Raw genomic sequence first — 16,906 nt, 5'->3', positions numbered from 1 at the left:
TATGCTTTGGCAACGACTGCGTAGACGATTTCAGTCTTATAAATTGTGTGGGCGATGAGGGGCTCGAACCCCCGACATCCACCGTGTAAAGGTGGCGCTCTAGCCAACTGAGCTAATCGCCCGAAAAATCCTGGTTCAAAGACTGCGGCAAACAAACCTGGCATGCTCCGTAGAAACCTAGAATAGCCTACCATTGACGAAGATATGTGCAACATCTCAGTGTTTTTCAGGCTATTTATACAGGTGGGCCGTATACTTCAACTATTATGTGACAGTGGATATGCTTTGCGACTCGAGCTTTTGGGCGCAATGGTGGTGCAACAGTGAAGTAGAGTCTCAACATTCACGTACTGTGATTTTTGAAGTGAATTTGACTGATTGAGATTTTCTCAAGAAGTAGGAGGTCGATGTCCCATGGCGAGAAAGCCCGAATCGAACGGCAATGGAACGAACATAGCCCGGGTAAGCAAGCGTAAGTGGGGATACGACTCTGAACAAGTTGACGAATTCCTCGACAATGCTCATAAGCTCTATGAGAGCGCCGAGCCAAGGCTTACCCAGAGAGACATTCAGGACGTTTCGTTCGGTCTTCGCAAGAATGGCTACGCCGTCGGTCAGGTTGATGCTGCCTTGGCACGCCTGGAACGTGCCGTGGTAGACAAGCAGACGCAATGGGAGATTTCCCAGAATGGTCGAGTCGCATGGCGCGGACAGACTGAATCGATGTACCGTAAGTTCATCGCCCATTGTGAGCGTGAAGAGAACGAGCGGTTCAAGCCGGGCACTTCGAGCAATCCCTCATATGACCGCAAGCAGGTCGACCGTCTCCTCGATCAGCTGGTGCAGAAGCTGGCTCAGGAACTTGGAGAATCTTCGGATCGCGCCCAGGATTCCGGCGATTTGGTTGATCTGACTCCGAACAGGGTTTCCAACGTCGTCTTTACACAGCGCAAGGGCAAAAAGGGCTATGACGAACGACAGGTGGATTACTTCCTTAATTATGGCGTTCAGCTCATGTCAAGAATCGAGTCATATGCCCGTGTGACCGATTATTCAAAGTCGGAGGCGCCCGAGGCTGTTCAGCCGCAAGCCCAGCCGGTCTATGATCCACAGGCCAGTGCCTTTGAATCCTTGGCGGCCTTGGCGGAACCGGCAAATCCCAACGCTGAGGAAACGCAGATTTTCCAGCCCATCGCCGAACCCATAGCCGAGTCGGTCGCTGAGCCCGCTGCCCCTTCATCCTCGCAGATGAACTCGCGCTCGCCTTTCGCCAGGCCTCAAACGAATGATGCCGAGACCAACGAGGTGGGACAGTCAACGGAGACCATTCGACCTCTGTTTGACGAGAACGGCGCCTCGGTTCAGGCGCCATCATCCAGAATTGCAAACCGTGCCAGATATGCCGGCGGCTTGGCCAATGCATCGGACACCGCGGACTCGTATGCGAACGAAGCCTATTCGGGGAACGACTCATCTGCCGTAGCATCTCATGCGAACAATGACGGACGTGCGGACTTCAGGAATCTGCATCGTGAGGAGCAGGCGGTATTCAATCAGGCCGGAAGCGAGGCTGATGACCAGACGTCGCATACGGTGTCACTGCCAGCGCAGTCTCAGAAACCGTCAGACTCGGACTCTGCACTGTCGGATCGGTCGCAATCCAGAACGGAATATGTGCCTCAGCAGGCGAATGAGGGCATCGTCAACTACCCTCACGCACGGCATTCGGCGACAGGCCATGCCAATGCCGAGACCACCGTCGAAACTCCTCAGGAACCCTCGACGGCGCCATCCACATTCGACTTTTGGGGACATGGCAAGGCATCCGATAGGAACTCGACGATGACGCAGAACATGTCATTCGGGGATAACGGCAATGTGCAGGCAGGTTCCGGGAAAAACGACGATGACCGTTCGAATGGTATCGAAGGCCAAGGCGCTGCAACCAGCTTGGACCGCGGAACGATTCAGACGAATTCTCCTCTTGCCTCCGCGACATCCGGCAGTTCCACAAGCTCAGAGAATCAAGAGACGCAGGCCTTCGCACCAAGGAGTGCATCGGTTCCGGCATCTCGTTCAGACGCATCTGACGCTCGTTCCGATTCAGTTGACCGAAACGCTCAGACATCGTTCTCTGACAACCTCGACTCGATACAGGACACGGATCAGTATCTGGCATCATTGAATTCGATGCTCGACAGCACGTCGTTCCCGAAAGTCGATCTGGATATTCCTGATTTGGCTTTCCCCACGACTGATTCCTCGGACTCCACCGCTTCGAAGGAATCGCAATCGGGCGCTGGCGATGCCTCCACCGGTTCCTCACAGGGCGCTTCCGAGAAGGACATCTCTTCGGATAACGACTAGTTCGAGCGATGGAAGTGTGATTGGGTGTCCGAGCCCAAACCCTCTTCGAGAGCGCTGCCGATGACGGTCTGATCACAGTCACCGGCAACGCTCATTTTCGTCTTTTCAGCCCGAATTCGGCATGAGCATATACAATGAGCTCCGTGTCAAGCAAAGATCAAACTGAGGAGAGCCCACAAGCGTGGAGCTGGTCCAAACGTCTGACCTTGAGTCTCCCCATTTTCGTCATTCTGATAGCGCTTTTGTCTTCGGTTTCCAATGCGACTGCGGTTCCTTGGAACAACGATCCCATCGATCAGAGCATCGAGACGGTGGACTCCGACACCTCGGTCAAATTCGCTAACCCCAGCAAGGTCACCCTTGCCAAAAGGGGCACCTATTCCATCACAGAGCGTCATGCGACCATTGACGTGAAACAGAAGTCGACCGGAGATACCCAGCACATCCACATACTGATCAGAGAACCCAAGGGGGCATCCGGCAAGCTTCCCGGCGTCGTTTTCATGCATGGAGCGGGATATGGCACGGCGGAGGATTCCTTTGGAGACGTCGCATCGGATCTCAGCTCGGCAGGCTTCGTCTCTGCTGTGATTGACAAGCCAGTATGGAACACATCCGACGCCAATCGTGATTACCCGGCATCGGCGAAGGCATACGATCAGGTCATAGATTACCTGAGGGAGCTCGAGAACGTCGATTCATCCACCGTCGGGATATATGCAACGAGCGAGAGCACATGGATCAGCTCCTACCTGCTGCAGAGTGACCATAAGGTCGCCTTCCAGATTCTTCTGAGCCCTATGGTGCATTCTCCACGTCATTCCCTAGGATTCCTTGCGGCTCAGGACTTTGCCATGGTCGGAGCCAACCCAGGGTATCAATCCATAGTCAGACGCCTCTTCAGCGCCGACCTCGACCTTTTCGGCCTGCATAATCTCGACATCGATACGCTGAAGCCTGCGGCATACGCCATTCCAACCTTTGTGGCATACGGATCGAAGGATGTGATGACGGCTCAGGTCGACGGCGCCCAGACCATCATGAAGCTCGCGCATGAGGCAGACAACTGGAACGTGACCATCCGCAACTATCCGCTTGCCAACCATGTGCTGCGGCTGGGAGACGAGGCCCAGACCAATACGCCTCTCGTCGATTCGTATGAGAACGACATGGTTGACTGGGCTGTCGGAATCACGCATGATCTCAAGCAGACCACACAGCTGGTGACCGGAGCGACCATCAAGCAATCCATTGCGGTGCCGTTCGATTTGCGCTCCCGTCCGACCCTCACCGTGTACATGCTCGTGATCCATGCGGCCTCACTGATTTTCATCCTTGCGACGATGCTGATGTGGATCGTTGCCTTGGTCCGCAAGACCAGAGCGCTCATTCGACGGGATTCCGGTCATGTGCTTGGGTTCACCCACGGATTTGGAGAGATACTCGTCCTCATAACCGGAACCACCCTGGCGACTCTCGTGCTGTTCTTCTCCGGCCTTGCACAGGTGGTGTATGCCGTGGTGAAGCTTGTCTGGGGAGGCGCTCCCGCAACAGCCGGAATGATCTATTGGAGCTGGCCTGTCATTCAGATCGTTTCGACGCTTGTGGTCTGGGCATGGTCACGGGTATTTGCCCGCCTCATCGAGGTTGCTTCGATGCGAGGACTGCTCAGGATGCCGACGATGGCCTTGATTCGCGGATTAATCGGACATCGACAGACGAGGGCGAAGCCACCAGGCGCATCCAAGAGCGAGGTGCAGCCGGTCATCGCCTATACGCGCTTCGGCAAGGCACTGTTCGTCAATACCACGATTGCCATGTTCTGCGTATTGCTATTGTTTGCCTTCTGGGGCCTGTTCATCTATTAGAGTGGTTTCCAGATGTGCGGATGTGCAGGTGTGCGGACGTGCTTCTTGTCGAAGTGTGGATTCATCGGGCACAGGGAGGAGACTGGAACGGTTCATGGCAACCTATCGCGATGAAGGCGTGATTCTTAAGACCGTCAAGCTCGGCGAGGCTGATCGCATCATAACCATCTTTACCAAGATGCATGGAAAGGTGCGCGCGGTGGCGAAGGGTGTGCGCCGCACCCGCTCCAGATTTGGCGCGAGACTGGAACCGTTCATGCGTGCCGATGTGCTCATCGCGCAGGGCCGAAGCCTGGATGTCATATCCCAGGCGGTGAGCATCGCGACGTATGCCGATCCGATTTGTGCAGACTACGATGCCTACATGAATGCCGGAGTGATCGTCGAGTCCGTCGACAAGATAGTCAGTGCCGAGCGTGAGCCTTCGGGCGACCAATACGTGCTGCTGGTATCTGCTCTGGCCTCAATGGCAAATCATAGGCATGATCCCAAGGCCACCGGTGAATCGTATGTCATGCGTGCGCTTGCGCTTGCTGGGTGGAGCCCCAGGCTTGACTCATGCGTGGTCTGTGGAAGGCGAGAGAATCTTGCATATTTCTCTGTGCGCATGGGCGGAATGATGTGCTCGGCGGATCGCACCCCCGATGCGCGGGCGGTCGACGATCAAGCCATTTCCCAGCTCAATGGGCTGGTTGCTGGGGACTGGAGGCTGCTCGACGCGCACATGCTGACTCCCAAGGTAGATGAACTTGTCGAGGAATGGGGAGAATACTACCTTGAACGCCCAATTCGTTCACTGCGGTTGTTAGATTCGAATGTATGACTTTCGATCACGTCGACTACAAGTCCCTGGATGTGCCAGCGGCACCCTTTTCCCAGCCCTCAAGGATTCCTGACTTCCCCAAGAAGCAGGTGCCCCGTCATGTCGGCGTCATCATGGACGGCAACGGTCGATGGGCGAAAAAGCGAGGTCTGGTAAGGACCGACGGGCATCAGGCGGCAGAACCCGTCGTCTTTGACATCATTGCAGGAGCGATCGAGGCCGGTGTGCGATATCTGAGTCTCTATACCTTCTCCACTGAAAACTGGAAGCGCTCGCCGAGCGAGGTGCGTTTTCTGATGGGGTTCTCGCGTGACATCATTCACCGCCGCGTCTCTCAGATGAATGCATGGGGAGTGCGCGTTCGATGGTCGGGGAGAAGGCCGAAGCTGTGGAAGTCCGTGATCGACGAGCTTGAGGATGCGATGGAGCAGACCAAGAACAACAAGGTCATAGACGTTGTGTTCTGCATCAACTATGGAGGACGGGCAGAGATAGCCGACGCTGCGACCGAAATAGCCCGGGAGATTGCCAGTGGAAGGATCAAGGGGAATCGCGTCACCGAGAAGATGATTGCGGAGCACCTCTATAATCCTGACATTCCTGACTGCGATCTGGTGATACGAACCTCTGGCGAGCAGCGGACCAGCAATTTCCTTCCCTGGGAGGCCGCCTATTCAGAGCTCGACTTCGTGCCCGAATTGTTTCCCGATTGTGGGCGCGACGTTCTGTGGCGGGCGATCAACGATTACGTGCATCGTGATCGTCGCTTCGGAGGAGTGAAGTAGGGACTGGGCCATAGCAGGTTTTCAGGATGACAGCGCTCCGAGACACTGATTTCCAAGCCCATGTTTCCAAGTCGCATGGCGATTCAGGACGGCTCGACATGAACGGTCTGGAAACCGGTCCTGGGAGTTTGCCAGACTGACCCCATGCCTGCCTGACAGTCCCCGTTCCTGCTTGGGAGAGCCTGTCAGGGCATGAAAACCTCGTTGAGGATGTGGACTATTTTCTCAGAATCTCATCCACGAGCTCGGCCTTTCTGTGGATCTGTCCCTCGAACCCGGGGCGGATATCGAGTTTGAGCACCACACCGGTGCGGTAGCCCTGTCCGGCCAGTTTCAGGGTTGCGTCACGCACGACCTTGAGCACATCGTCAAGGTCGCCTTCGATGTTGGTGAACATGGCGTTGGTTTCGTTGGGAAGGCCGGAATCGCGAATGACGTCGACTGCCTGAGCGACGTATTGTGATAGCTCATCGCCTACGCCGCTCGGGGCGATCGACAGGGCCGCCACGGTATTGATGTAGCTTCCCTTGCCTCGTGCACCGTCCTTCTCGGTGCCATCTGCTGATGTGGTCGTTGCTGTCGTTGCTTCAGTCATGTGAGACTCCTCATGGTTCGAATGGTTTGTTGCACGGATTGAATGATTACCTGCGGCGGGCTGAATCCCATGCGCGGACCAGCTTTTCCGCTGCCAGGCGAGGGTCATCCGCCCCGGCGATGGCTGAGATCACGAACCACCCTGCGGCCTTGGTCTGGGCGAGCGCTGGAATGTCGGCGACGGTGACTCCTCCTCCCGCGACAACGGGATATCTGCTGATTTCCGCAAGCCTTGCAATGCCCTGAACTGCCAGGACATGCATCTGACCATCGGCGTCGACACCGCAATCCGGCTTGCTTGCCGATGGATGGACTGGACCCGCTCCGACATAGTCGATGATTCCTGAAGGAAGCTCATTCACCAAGTCCACAAGCCTGTCTGTCGCTGCGGAAAGGCCAATGACCGCGTTCGGTCCCAGCAGTCTTCTGCAATAGCGTACGTCCATGTCGGTCTGCCCGACATGGACGCCATCGACCTTGATTCCCATGCAACGGCATTGCCAGACGACATCGACGCGGTCGTCAATGACAAAGGCGACGCTGTCGCTTTTTCCTGCACGGCTGATGACATCCGCGATCTGACGGGCAAGAGCGACTATCTGTGACGCGTCGGAATGCTTTGCCCTCAGCTGCACGCACGTGATGCCTCCCAACAGAGCGTCCCCTACGATTGCAGCGACATCTCGGCCCTTGGTGTTCTCGGGTCCTATCACCAGATAAGCCGAGATGTCGAGTGAGTCACGCAATGATTGGAAATGCTCAGATTCCTCTGCACCTTCCATTTGCTACCTCCTGATCTTCTTGAATGCGTATTGAATGCATATTTCGGGCTGTCATGTGCGATCTGGGTTCATATCTCGATTTGACGCTCAATGTCAAGCAATCGCGTACTCCCAGCATCGACGCACGATTCAGCGCGACTCGATGATGTCACTGGCACAGATTTCGTCCGGCTGGGTCTGCCACAATGCATCCAGGAATTCCGCTTGGAAGCTGCCCGGTCCCTTCGCGACGGCGCCTGCCTTTTCGGAAGCGCGATTATAGTGCAGCGAGGCCGCAGTCGCTGCGATAAGAGGATCGGAAACCGCAAGGTAGCTTGCGGTGACGCCTCCCAGGGAGCAGCCGGCACCGGTGATCTTCGTCATCATCGCATCGCCGCCGGGAAGTCTGAAGCTCCGTTCCCCGTCAGTGATCAGATCGCACTCTCCTGACACGGCGACGGCAGCCGTGTGCGTCGAGTTGTGGGCGCGCAGATAGCGTGCGAGCTCGATTGCATAGGGCATTGCGCTGTCGACGTCATCGACCGTCTCGACACCGGCTGGACGATTCATCCCGCCATGTGAGTCAGGGCCCAGGCTGATGCCCCATATGCCACAGAGCGCGATTGTCTCAGAGGCGTTTGCGCGCACTATCGTCGGCGGATAGTTCGCAAATGACCTGAGGATCGCCGTTCTCGTGGCTCCAAGCCCTGCGGCGACAGGGTCGAGGACCCACAGGGACTGCCTTTCGAAGAAGACCTGTGCGATCTTTTCAAGTGTCTCCCTATACGAGGGAAGCAGCGTTCCTACATTGATGTAGCTCGCGCCTGATATGTCATCGATATCGACTATGTCGTCCGGAAGGAAGCTCATCGCCGCACTGCCACCTGCTGCAAGCTGCGCGTTGGCGACGAGGTTCATCGTCACGAAGTTCGTGAAGGACTGGGCCAGAGGAGTCTTCTGCCGAACCATCGCGCAGGCCTCTCTGATCCTCTCGCGGATTGGACTGTCCGGTGACATGGGTCGGAACGCCTGACGCCCCGAAGAGGGCGATGCTGCTTTGGATGATGTGATTGGCAATGATTCGGTCATTGCATGCCTCCCTACGATGGTCTTAACCAACAGGTTCCAAGGGTCAGGTTTGTACCTTCTCAACTCGCTGCGAGTTCCCCTGCACGACTTTTTCACGATAAATGACAACGCAGACATGTGGCTCCCGTTGCCGCGCAGCCCGCATCCAGGTCAAGGATGAAGGTTCGTGCTGTCCGTCACGTACGGCCCTTCACGCAATTCCCCCCGAATCACGGGCGACAGGCCTCACGATTCCGCATGTGACATGCGATGGGTGTGTCATGCGGTGGCTATAATCTTGAACTCGTTCAAATCCCGGTGAAATCCAACAAGAGGTGTTCCGTGTCAGAATCCAGACTTGATGCAGTGGTGTCTTTGGCGAAGCGTCGTGGCTTTGTGTTTCCGGCTGGGGAAATCTATGGCGGTACGCGTTCCGCATGGGATTACGGGCCGCTCGGGGTTGCGCTCAAGGACAACATCAAGCGCGAATGGTGGCGTTCCATGGTCATCACCCGCGGCGATGTGGTCGGCGTCGATACCTCGATCATTCTTCCCACCGAAGTATGGGTTGCCTCAGGTCATGTCTCGGTATTCAATGATCCCCTGATCGAGTGCTTGTCTTGCCACAAGCGTCATCGCGCCGATACCTTGGAGGAGGCATACTTCGAGAAGCACGGTCATGAGCCGAAGGACGGATTGAAGGACATTCCGTGCCCCGACTGCGGAACCAAGGGAAACTGGACGGAGCCTCGCGACTTCAACATGATGCTGCAGACCCACCTCGGACCGGTTCAGGATGACAGCAGCCTTCATTATCTGCGACCGGAGACGGCGCAGGGCATTTTCGTCGATTTCAAGAATGTGATGGGTTCCTCGCGCTCAAAGCCCCCATTCGGAATCGCCAACATGGGCAAGAGCTTCCGTAACGAGATCACCCCGGGCAACTTCATATTCAGGACCCGTGAATTCGAACAGATGGAAATGGAGTTCTTCGTTCAGCCGGGAACAGACGAGGACTGGCATCAATACTGGATTGATACCCGCACGCGCTGGTATACCGATCTGGGTGTCAAGGCAGAGAACCTGCGTCACTACGAACATCCGAAGGAGAAGCTCGCGCATTATGCGAAGCGAACCGTCGACATCGAATACCGCTTTGGATTCCAAGGCTCGCAGTGGGGTGAGCTCGAGGGCGTTGCCAATCGAACCGATTTCGATCTTGGTGCCCATGCAAAGCATTCGGGTGAGGATCTGAGCTACTTCGATCAGGCATCGGGACAGAAATACACGCCGTTCGTCATCGAGCCGGCCGCTGGTCTGACTCGATCCCTGATGGCATTCCTGGTGGATGCATATGATGTCGACGAGGCTCCGAACACCAAGGGAGGAGTCGACCGTCGTACGGTGTTGCGTCTCGATCCACGACTCGCTCCTGTGAAGGCCGCCGTCCTGCCCCTTTCCAAGAAGCCCGAGCTGCAGTCCATCGCACATAATCTCGCAGGTGACCTGCGGCAGAACGAATGGATGATCGACTATGACGAGTCGGGTGCAATCGGCCGTCGTTACCGTCGCGAAGACGAAATCGGCACGCCGCTGTGCATCACCGTCGACTTCGATACGCCTAATGACCAAGCCGTGACAATCCGTGATCGTGACACGATGAAGCAGGAACGCGTCGCGCTTGACAAGGTCGAGGAGTATGTGCGCGCTCGCATTCAGGAGAGGCGCGTGCGATATCCCGAAGGCCCGGCGAGCATCACTGGCTCGACCGCTGCGGATGGCTCGGTGGACGTTTCGCAGGAGCAGGGAATCGATGAATCGGCACCCGTGAAGGTCGCTGAGGCAGGCGGAAGCTACTGAGCGTTGACAACGCCGCGAAGGGGACGTCTAGATGGGCGTTCGCCAAGACGATGTGACGCTGATTGAGAGGCGATATGGATACCGGGGATGTTCAGGGTCGTGATGGGCTGAAGGTTCAGGACGCCGACGCTTCTGTATCTGCTGAGGTTTCCGTGGCTGCTGAGACTTCCGTGTCTGCAGAGGCGTTGGAGTCTTCCGATTCTCCTCGACAGAGATCATCGGTTCAGGGCGGGCAGCGGATCCAAGAAGCGCAAGCGTTCGAAGGAACTCAGTCGGCGCTTCCGTCGAGTAGGGATAGACGCTTCGATGGCGTCAATCTGGGGAAGCTGCACATCGAGACGCCTGTCATGCTGTCACCTATGGCCGGGGTCACCAATTGGCCATTCCGGGTGCTGTGCGAACAATTCGGTCCACACGGTCTCTACGTCGCCGAGATGATCACCGCACGCGCGCTGGTTGCAAGGAATCCGAAGGCATTCAGGCTCTGTCGTTTCGCTCCCAGTGAACATCCACGTTCTCTTCAGCTTTATGGCGTCAATCCGGATATAACGCGTCAGGCTGCGGCGATGGTCGCTGACGGCGATATGGCCGATCACGTCGACCTGAATTTCGGGTGCCCTGCTCCCAAGGTCACTCGTCACGGCGGTGGCTCAGCCCTGCCATGGAAGCTGGATGTCTTTGCGGAACTGATTCATCGAGTCGTTGGCGTGTGCGAGCCGGCGGGCATTCCCGTCACGGCCAAGATCAGGGTCGGCATCGATCATGAGCATGAGACATTTCTTGAAGCCGGCCATATCGCTCAGGAGGAAGGCTGCGCCGCAGTAACGCTCCATGCGAGAACGACCGCGGAATACTATGGCGGTCATTCCGACTGGAATCGAATCGCACAGCTGGCGGAGGAATTGAGCATCCCGGTATTCGGGAACGGTGATATATGGACGGCGGAGGACGCTCTCGAAATGATGAGCCAGACAGGCTGCGCCGGCGTCGCCGTGGGTCGTGGATGCCAGGGCAGGCCATGGCTTTTCGCAGACATAGCCAACGCGCTCAACGGTTCTTCCGAGCGTGTCAACCCGACGCTGGGCCAGATCGGTGAAATCATCGCCAGACATGCCAGACTTCTCACCGAGTTCTATGACGGTGATGAGAAGATGGCGGTTCACGATCTTCGCAAGCATGTGGCTTGGTATCTCAAGGGCTTTCCCGTCGGCGGCGAGGCTCGTCGCGCATTCATGGAATGCGAAAGCGTTGCAGACGTGGATGCGAAGGTCGCTCGATTCGATGCGGACACACCATTCCCGATGGAGATAGCAGACAAGCCTCGTGGCCGTGTCAGATACGCGCGAAAGGTTCATCTGCCATACGGGTGGTTGGATTCCAGGACAATGCCGCCTGAGGCACGCAAGCAGCTTTTCGGGGACGATCCCATGGATGCTTCATATTAGCGAAGGGGTCGCTATGGGTGTGGGCATGCCTTCTGGGTTGGATAGCCACCCATCGTTCTGACGGCCTCGTTCTGTCTCGCTCCTGCAATGACCCGATCGTCATGATGCGGCTCGCGGGATGCCCGCATGGGTGAGGAAAGGCGTGCTGAAGAGATTCCATGGCGTTCCGTCATGCTTCGACACAGCCATTTTTTCCGCAATGTTGTCATGGAGAGCAACTACCGACTAGTCTGGAGTGACCTAGGGGGGATTGTTGCTGATTTCAAAAAAACAACGATACACGCCCGAAATAGCGCTTGTTAAGGGTATGAACTGCGATAGAGTTGGAACAAAGCGTGAGAACAGGAGCTTACTGTGAGCGAGATTGCCCAGATTGACAATTTCAACGACAAAACCAACATCAAGGTCGTCGGTGTTGGTGGTGCAGGTGGCAATGCAGTCAACCGAATGATTGCCGAAGGACTGCAGAACGTTGAATTCGTTGCTGTGAATACCGATGCCAAGGATCTGCTGCGTTCAGACGCGGATGTCAAGATCTCGTTGTCGGACAATTCCAGTCGTGGCCTGGGCGCCGGTGCCGATCCCGAACGAGGCGCGAAGGCTGCGCAGGATCACCAATCTGACATAGAGGAGGCCTTGAAGGCTTCCGACATGGTGTTCGTCACGGCGGGCGAGGGCGGTGGCACCGGAACCGGTGCAAGTCCTCTCGTCGCAAGAAGCGCGCGTCAGCTCGGTGCATTGACGATAGCGGTGGTCACCCGCCCGTTCTCCTTCGAAGGGCCGCGTCGTGCCTCTTCGGCCGAAACCGGCATCGACAATCTCCGCAATGAGGTCGATGCCCTCATCGTCATTCCCAACGATCGGCTTCTTGATCTTTCTGACCGAACGGTAAGCGTCATGGATGCCTTCAAGACCGCCGACACGGCATTGCTCGCCGGCGTTCAGGGCATCACGGATCTGATCACGATGAATTCCTACATCCACGTTGATTTCTCGGATGTCACCGCGATACTCAAGGATTCAGGAACCGCACTGTTTGGCATTGGGGCAGCCCGGGGTGAGGATAGGGCAACTCAGGCCGCTGAAATCGCAATAAGCTCGCCTTTGCTTGAGGAGAGCATCGAAGGGGCCCACGGGGCTTTGATCAACATTGCAGGTCCAACGGATTTGAGCATGCAGGAGGCATCCGCCGCCGTTCAGCTGGTGCAGAATGCCATTCACCCCGAGGCGCAGATCATCTGGGGCCTTGCGCTTGATGACGCATATGGCGACGAGGTCAGAGTCACCGTCATCGCTGCTGGCTTCGACGCGAATTCCAAGAATGATGAAGATGGCGCTCACGCAGCGCACCAGCCTCAGCATAAGGCAGAAGGCAGCAAGCAGCCCATCGTTCCTCCGCTGACGCCGATTCATAAGTCGAGCGATGAGCAGACAGAGGCTGCCGCCTCCGACCAGACTTCCGAACATCGCGTCGTGCGAGTGGAGGAGGCTCCGGCCCAACGCAACGTTGCTGCGGAGCTAAGGCACGATGACTATGGTTCCACGGAGTCCGAGAATTCATCTGATTCCGGGGATCTCGATATTCCTGATTTTCTTCGCTGATTGGGTAAGGGGCTAAAATGGCGAATTTCATGAAGAATGCCATGTCATACCTCGGTATGGCAGACGTTGTGGATGAGGATGCGGACATCGATTCGGCGCAGGATGACAATGCCGTCTCGGATTTCGACAGCGATCGGTCGGTTACTCCCATGTCCCAGGAACCCTCGAATTCCGTGCCATTGCGCAACCATGGTGATTTCTCGACGAGAATCAGCCGAATAACGACCATCCTGCCGAAGTCCTACGAGGATGCACAGCTTGTGGGGCGGGCGCTGCGCGACGGTGTGCCAGTCGTGCTCAATCTATCCAACGTCACCGAGGCGGTCGCCTATAGGATCGTCGACTTTTCCGCAGGTGTCGTATTCGGAGTCCGTGGCTCGATCGAGAGGGTGACGCCACGTGTGTTCCTGCTGAGCCCGGCCCAGGTCAACATCAAGGTCGAGGACCCCAAGCCAAGCTCCGCTTCCCATGACCTGTTCTCGGACTGAATGTTCGAAGACAACGCCCAGCTTGCGGTCAGGCGTTGTCTGCTAGTGTGAGCGTCATGCTCGTTTCGTTGATTTTTGCAATACTCCACTGGGCAATCAGCGCGTATCTGATGATTCTGTTTGCTCGGATGATCCTCGACTGGTCTCGGATCCTTGCTCCACGGTGGTATCCGAGAGGCGTGGTCGCCTCACTGATAGGCATCGTCTATCGTCTTACGGATCCGCCGCTGCGCTGGCTCAGACGATTCATACCTCCTCTGTCGCTTGGTGCCATACAGCTTGACATGAGTTTCATGGTTCTATACTTCGTTCTTGTCGTTTTGCAAGTGCTTATCTAGCGTGTTGCGGTCGCTTGAAGGACACAAGACTCAGCTACGTGCTAAAGTCTTGATTTGATACCAAGAATGCAAAGCATGTTGCTTGAAGCGAGGTGGGACATTAATGGCTCTTTTGACGCCAAAGGACATTAGAGAGCATATCTTCCAGACCGTGAGGTTTAAGGAAGGGTATGACGTTGACGAGGTGGACGACTTCCTCGATCAGGTAACTGAGACCGTTGAGGCTCTCGGACAGAAGGCAGTTCAAGGTGGTGCATCGACGCAATCACTCAGTCCTGATGTGACGAGCCTGAACACCAAGATTTCCGACTTGACGAATCAGCTCGAGGCTCTGCAGACAGAGAACAAGCAACTCAAGGATGAACAGGCTGAAAAGCAAGGTTCCGCCGCCCAGGACAGCTCCCGCGAACTCAACGAGGCGCAGCAGCAGGTGCAGGCTCTGAGTCAGCAGAACGATCAGCTGAAGCAGCAGGTCGACCAGCTGAATTCCCAGATCGACCAGCTCACGGCCCAGGCGGCCAAGGGCAATAACACGCAGGCGCTGAACGATCAGCTCGCGGCAGTGAGCAAGGAACGCGATCAGTTCAGAACCAAGGGAGAAGAGCTCGCGCAGCAGCTCGGGCAGAGCAAGCAGCAGCTCTTCCAGGTCCAGCAGAGCGCCCGTGACTTCGCCACGAAGAACGACACCCTGTCACATCAGCTTGATGAGTCCAAGCAGCGTGAGGAGCAGCTTCGTCAGCAGGTTTCCAAGATGGAGCCTTCGACCGAGACTGGCAGCCTGAAGAAGATTGCTGGAGCCGGTGCGGATGCGAATTCCGAGCCAGAGCGCGCGACGGCCATGCTCACGCTTGCGATGCAGCTGCACGATCAATACGTTGACAAGGGCAAGGCCAAGGGTGCCGAGCTTGTTGCCGATGGTCAGGCCAAGCATGATGACTTGATCGCCCAGGGCGATTCCTATATGAACCGCACCCATGCCGATGCCGACAACTATTCAAAGCGCGTCCACGACGAGGCCGATGGCTATTCCGATCGCGTTCGCACGGAGGCTGACGCATATTCAGGCAAGACGCGCCAGGATGCCGATACGTATTCGAAGAACAAGCGTGCCGAGGCCGACACCTATGAGGTCGAGGTCCATCAGAAGGCACAGGCATACGATCGCAACACCCGTTCTGCGGCCGATCAATACTCGGCGGACGTCAAGGACAAGCTTGTCGCGCAGTCGAAGGTCATCGAAGGCAATATCCAGGGTCTCAAGCAGTTCGAGACTGAATATCGCAGTCGTCTCAAGTCCTTCCTCGGTCAGCTTGTGTCTCAGGTGTCCAACACTGATTCCTTCGATGGCATTGGTTCAGACAAGGGCGAAGATAAGTGACAGCTAACGGCAATGCTCCTTCGAGAATTGCTGCACAACGGCCGCGCAGAAGCGTGGCCGTTTTCTCTTGCGTGGCGCTTCTCGGTCTCGTTCTCGATCGTGTCAGCAAGCTGCTGGCGCTCAGATACCTGTCACTCACCGAGTCTCGAACGGTGATTCCGCACCTGCTGTCGCTCCGCCTTCTCAGGAATCCGGGAGCGTCGCTTGGCTTTGGCTCAAACTCGACATGGGTGATTTCAGTCCTTGCGATCGTCGCATGCATCGTGATCGCAGCGATTGCCTGCCGTGCGACATCGATGGCTTGGATAGTCGTTCTCGGAATGGCATTTTCCGGTGCCGCCGGCAATCTGATCGATCGGGTGGCCTATGCGGATGGAGTGCTCAACGGCAAGGTCGTCGATTTTCTTGATTATGGCTGGTCGGTCGGCAATGTCGCTGACATCTTTCTGATGTGTGCCGGAGTGGGCATGGTCGTGCTGGTAAGCATCGGTGTTCCTTGGAGAATGAGTGGTCGGACGGCCGATGCTGATGACGGCAATGAATGATCCTGAGGCAGCGAACAGGATTCTTCCCGTACCGGATGCGCTTGTCGGCAGAAGATTCGATGTCGCCCTGTCAAAGATGCTTGGCCTGTCTCGCGCGAAGGCAAGCGATCTGATCGATTCCGGACACGCTGAGCTGAGCGATCGCAGCTTTTCGAAATCGACCGTCCTGCTGGCCGGTGACACGATGGAGGTTCGTCTTGAGCGGCCGGAGCCTCGCAGCGAACCCATAGCCACTGAAATGGCGATTGCCTATGAGGACGACGACATCGTCGTCGTGGACAAGCCTGTGGGCGTGGCTGCGCATGCATCTGTAGGCTGGTCAGGGCCGACCGTTCTGGGAAGCCTCATTGCCAGGGGAGTGCACATAACAAGCTACGGAGCTCCCGGCAGACACGGCATCGTGAGTCGTCTGGATGTGGGCACAAGCGGTCTCATGCTCGTCTGCAAGTCGGAGCTTGCATATAAGGAGATGCGCAGGCAGTTCGCAAACCATGAGGTTGCAAAGACCTATCATGCGCTGGTTCAAGGCAATCTGGAGCAGGACAGGGCTACGATCGAGGCGCCGATAGGTCGGGCCAAGGTTTCGGACTTTCGTTTCACGGTCACGCCTATGGGCAAGGATGCAGTCACACACTGGGATGTGCTGGAGCGGTTTTCCGCTGCAACCTTGGTGAGTGTGAATCTCGAGACCGGAAGGACGCACCAGATTCGTGTGCATTTCTCTTCGATCAACCATCCTCTCGTGGGTGACCATATGTATGGAGCCAACCCGAAGATGGCTGAGTCCCTTGGCCTCGAGAGGCAATGGCTTCATGCGATGCGCCTGGAATTTCGACATCCCAGAACGCATGTCTGGACTCGAGTCGACTCGCACTATCCTTCCGACCTGCAGATCGCGCTCGATCTGATGCGTTCACGACACACCCAGAAATAAGGTGTTCCTTCCGCTTCCCGGCGACTTGCTGTTGCTTATGGCAGGCAATG

At 56.5% G+C, this 16,906-nt stretch carries 15 protein-coding genes, 1 tRNA gene and 1 riboswitch; of the genes, 12 read left to right on the top strand and 4 right to left on the bottom strand.

Features of this window, described 5'->3' with window-relative positions; translation table 11 throughout:
• Positions 1-48: 48 nt before the first annotated feature.
• Positions 49-122, bottom strand: a tRNA-Val gene (locus QN062_RS03170).
• A gap of 292 nt (positions 123-414) precedes the next feature.
• Here QN062_RS03170 and QN062_RS03165 point away from each other — a divergent pair.
• The 4 genes from QN062_RS03165 (at position 415) to QN062_RS03150 (ending at position 5,843) form a co-directional block, all read left to right on the top strand.
• On the top strand, positions 415-2,367 hold the full coding sequence (locus tag QN062_RS03165; RefSeq protein ID WP_369342154.1) for a DivIVA domain-containing protein: 1,953 nt from the start codon (positions 415-417) through the stop codon (positions 2,365-2,367).
• A 134-nt stretch (positions 2,368-2,501) separates the two neighbouring features.
• Entirely contained in the window at positions 2,502-4,235 is a 1,734-nt protein-coding gene (locus tag QN062_RS03160; protein WP_369342153.1) for an alpha/beta hydrolase family protein, read from the top strand.
• A gap of 94 nt (positions 4,236-4,329) precedes the next feature.
• A complete protein-coding gene (recO, locus tag QN062_RS03155; RefSeq protein ID WP_369342152.1) occupies positions 4,330-5,058 on the top strand; it encodes a DNA repair protein RecO in 729 nt (242 codons plus the stop codon).
• Complete coding sequence (locus QN062_RS03150; protein ID WP_369342151.1) at positions 5,055-5,843, top strand: isoprenyl transferase; 789 nt, start codon at positions 5,055-5,057, stop codon at positions 5,841-5,843. Before recO ends, QN062_RS03150 begins: the two co-directional genes overlap by 4 nt.
• A 217-nt stretch (positions 5,844-6,060) precedes the next feature.
• Here the strand turns inward: QN062_RS03150 and QN062_RS03145 are convergent, their stop codons facing one another.
• The 3 genes from QN062_RS03145 to QN062_RS03135 all read right to left on the bottom strand — a co-directional run bounded on the left by QN062_RS03145 (position 6,061) and on the right by QN062_RS03135 (position 8,287).
• Positions 6,061-6,438, bottom strand: coding sequence for an MTH1187 family thiamine-binding protein (locus QN062_RS03145; RefSeq protein ID WP_369342150.1), 378 nt, complete (start codon positions 6,436-6,438; stop codon positions 6,061-6,063).
• 46 nt (positions 6,439-6,484) lie between these two features.
• A complete protein-coding gene (locus QN062_RS03140; protein ID WP_369342149.1) occupies positions 6,485-7,219 on the bottom strand; it encodes a thiamine phosphate synthase in 735 nt (244 codons plus the stop codon).
• A 129-nt stretch (positions 7,220-7,348) separates the two neighbouring features.
• Positions 7,349-8,287 carry a hydroxyethylthiazole kinase gene (locus QN062_RS03135; RefSeq protein WP_394854679.1) on the bottom strand — a complete coding sequence of 313 codons (939 nt, stop codon included), beginning with the start codon at positions 8,285-8,287 and terminating at the stop codon, positions 7,349-7,351.
• Positions 8,278-8,378, bottom strand: a riboswitch (TPP riboswitch). It overlaps the preceding gene by 10 nt.
• Before the next feature lie 230 nt (positions 8,379-8,608).
• Here QN062_RS03135 and QN062_RS03130 point away from each other — a divergent pair.
• The 8 genes from QN062_RS03130 to QN062_RS03095 all read left to right on the top strand — a co-directional run bounded on the left by QN062_RS03130 (position 8,609) and on the right by QN062_RS03095 (position 16,856).
• On the top strand, positions 8,609-10,126 hold the full coding sequence (locus tag QN062_RS03130; protein ID WP_369342148.1) for a glycine--tRNA ligase: 1,518 nt from the start codon (positions 8,609-8,611) through the stop codon (positions 10,124-10,126).
• Between the two features lie 347 nt (positions 10,127-10,473).
• The gene (dusB, locus tag QN062_RS03125) at positions 10,474-11,571 is read left to right on the top strand and encodes a tRNA dihydrouridine synthase DusB (RefSeq protein ID WP_369342526.1); all 1,098 of its coding nucleotides are present in this window, start codon (positions 10,474-10,476) and stop codon (positions 11,569-11,571) included.
• A gap of 354 nt (positions 11,572-11,925) precedes the next feature.
• Positions 11,926-13,173 (top strand): cell division protein FtsZ, encoded by a 1,248-nt coding sequence (gene ftsZ, locus QN062_RS03120; RefSeq protein ID WP_369342147.1) that lies wholly within the window; start codon positions 11,926-11,928, stop codon positions 13,171-13,173.
• 17 nt (positions 13,174-13,190) lie between these two features.
• Positions 13,191-13,661, top strand: coding sequence for a cell division protein SepF (locus QN062_RS03115; RefSeq protein ID WP_369342146.1), 471 nt, complete (start codon positions 13,191-13,193; stop codon positions 13,659-13,661).
• A 56-nt stretch (positions 13,662-13,717) separates the two neighbouring features.
• Positions 13,718-13,999 carry a YggT family protein gene (locus QN062_RS03110; RefSeq protein WP_369342525.1) on the top strand — a complete coding sequence of 94 codons (282 nt, stop codon included), beginning with the start codon at positions 13,718-13,720 and terminating at the stop codon, positions 13,997-13,999.
• A 103-nt stretch (positions 14,000-14,102) separates the two neighbouring features.
• Positions 14,103-15,377 (top strand): DivIVA domain-containing protein, encoded by a 1,275-nt coding sequence (locus tag QN062_RS03105; protein WP_369342145.1) that lies wholly within the window; start codon positions 14,103-14,105, stop codon positions 15,375-15,377.
• A gap of 53 nt (positions 15,378-15,430) precedes the next feature.
• Positions 15,431-15,922: a signal peptidase II gene (locus QN062_RS03100; protein WP_369342524.1), complete on the top strand. Its 492-nt coding sequence runs from the start codon at positions 15,431-15,433 to the stop codon at positions 15,920-15,922.
• Complete coding sequence (locus QN062_RS03095; protein WP_369342144.1) at positions 15,915-16,856, top strand: RluA family pseudouridine synthase; 942 nt, start codon at positions 15,915-15,917, stop codon at positions 16,854-16,856. Before QN062_RS03100 ends, QN062_RS03095 begins: the two co-directional genes overlap by 8 nt.
• The last annotated feature ends 50 nt before the right edge of the window (positions 16,857-16,906 follow it).

It is taken from the genome of Bifidobacterium sp. WK012_4_13 (assembly GCF_041080835.1).
Taxonomy (GTDB): Bacteria; Actinomycetota; Actinomycetes; order Actinomycetales; family Bifidobacteriaceae; genus Bombiscardovia; species Bombiscardovia fermentum.
This window is presented reverse-complemented; position numbering and strand designations above follow the sequence as displayed.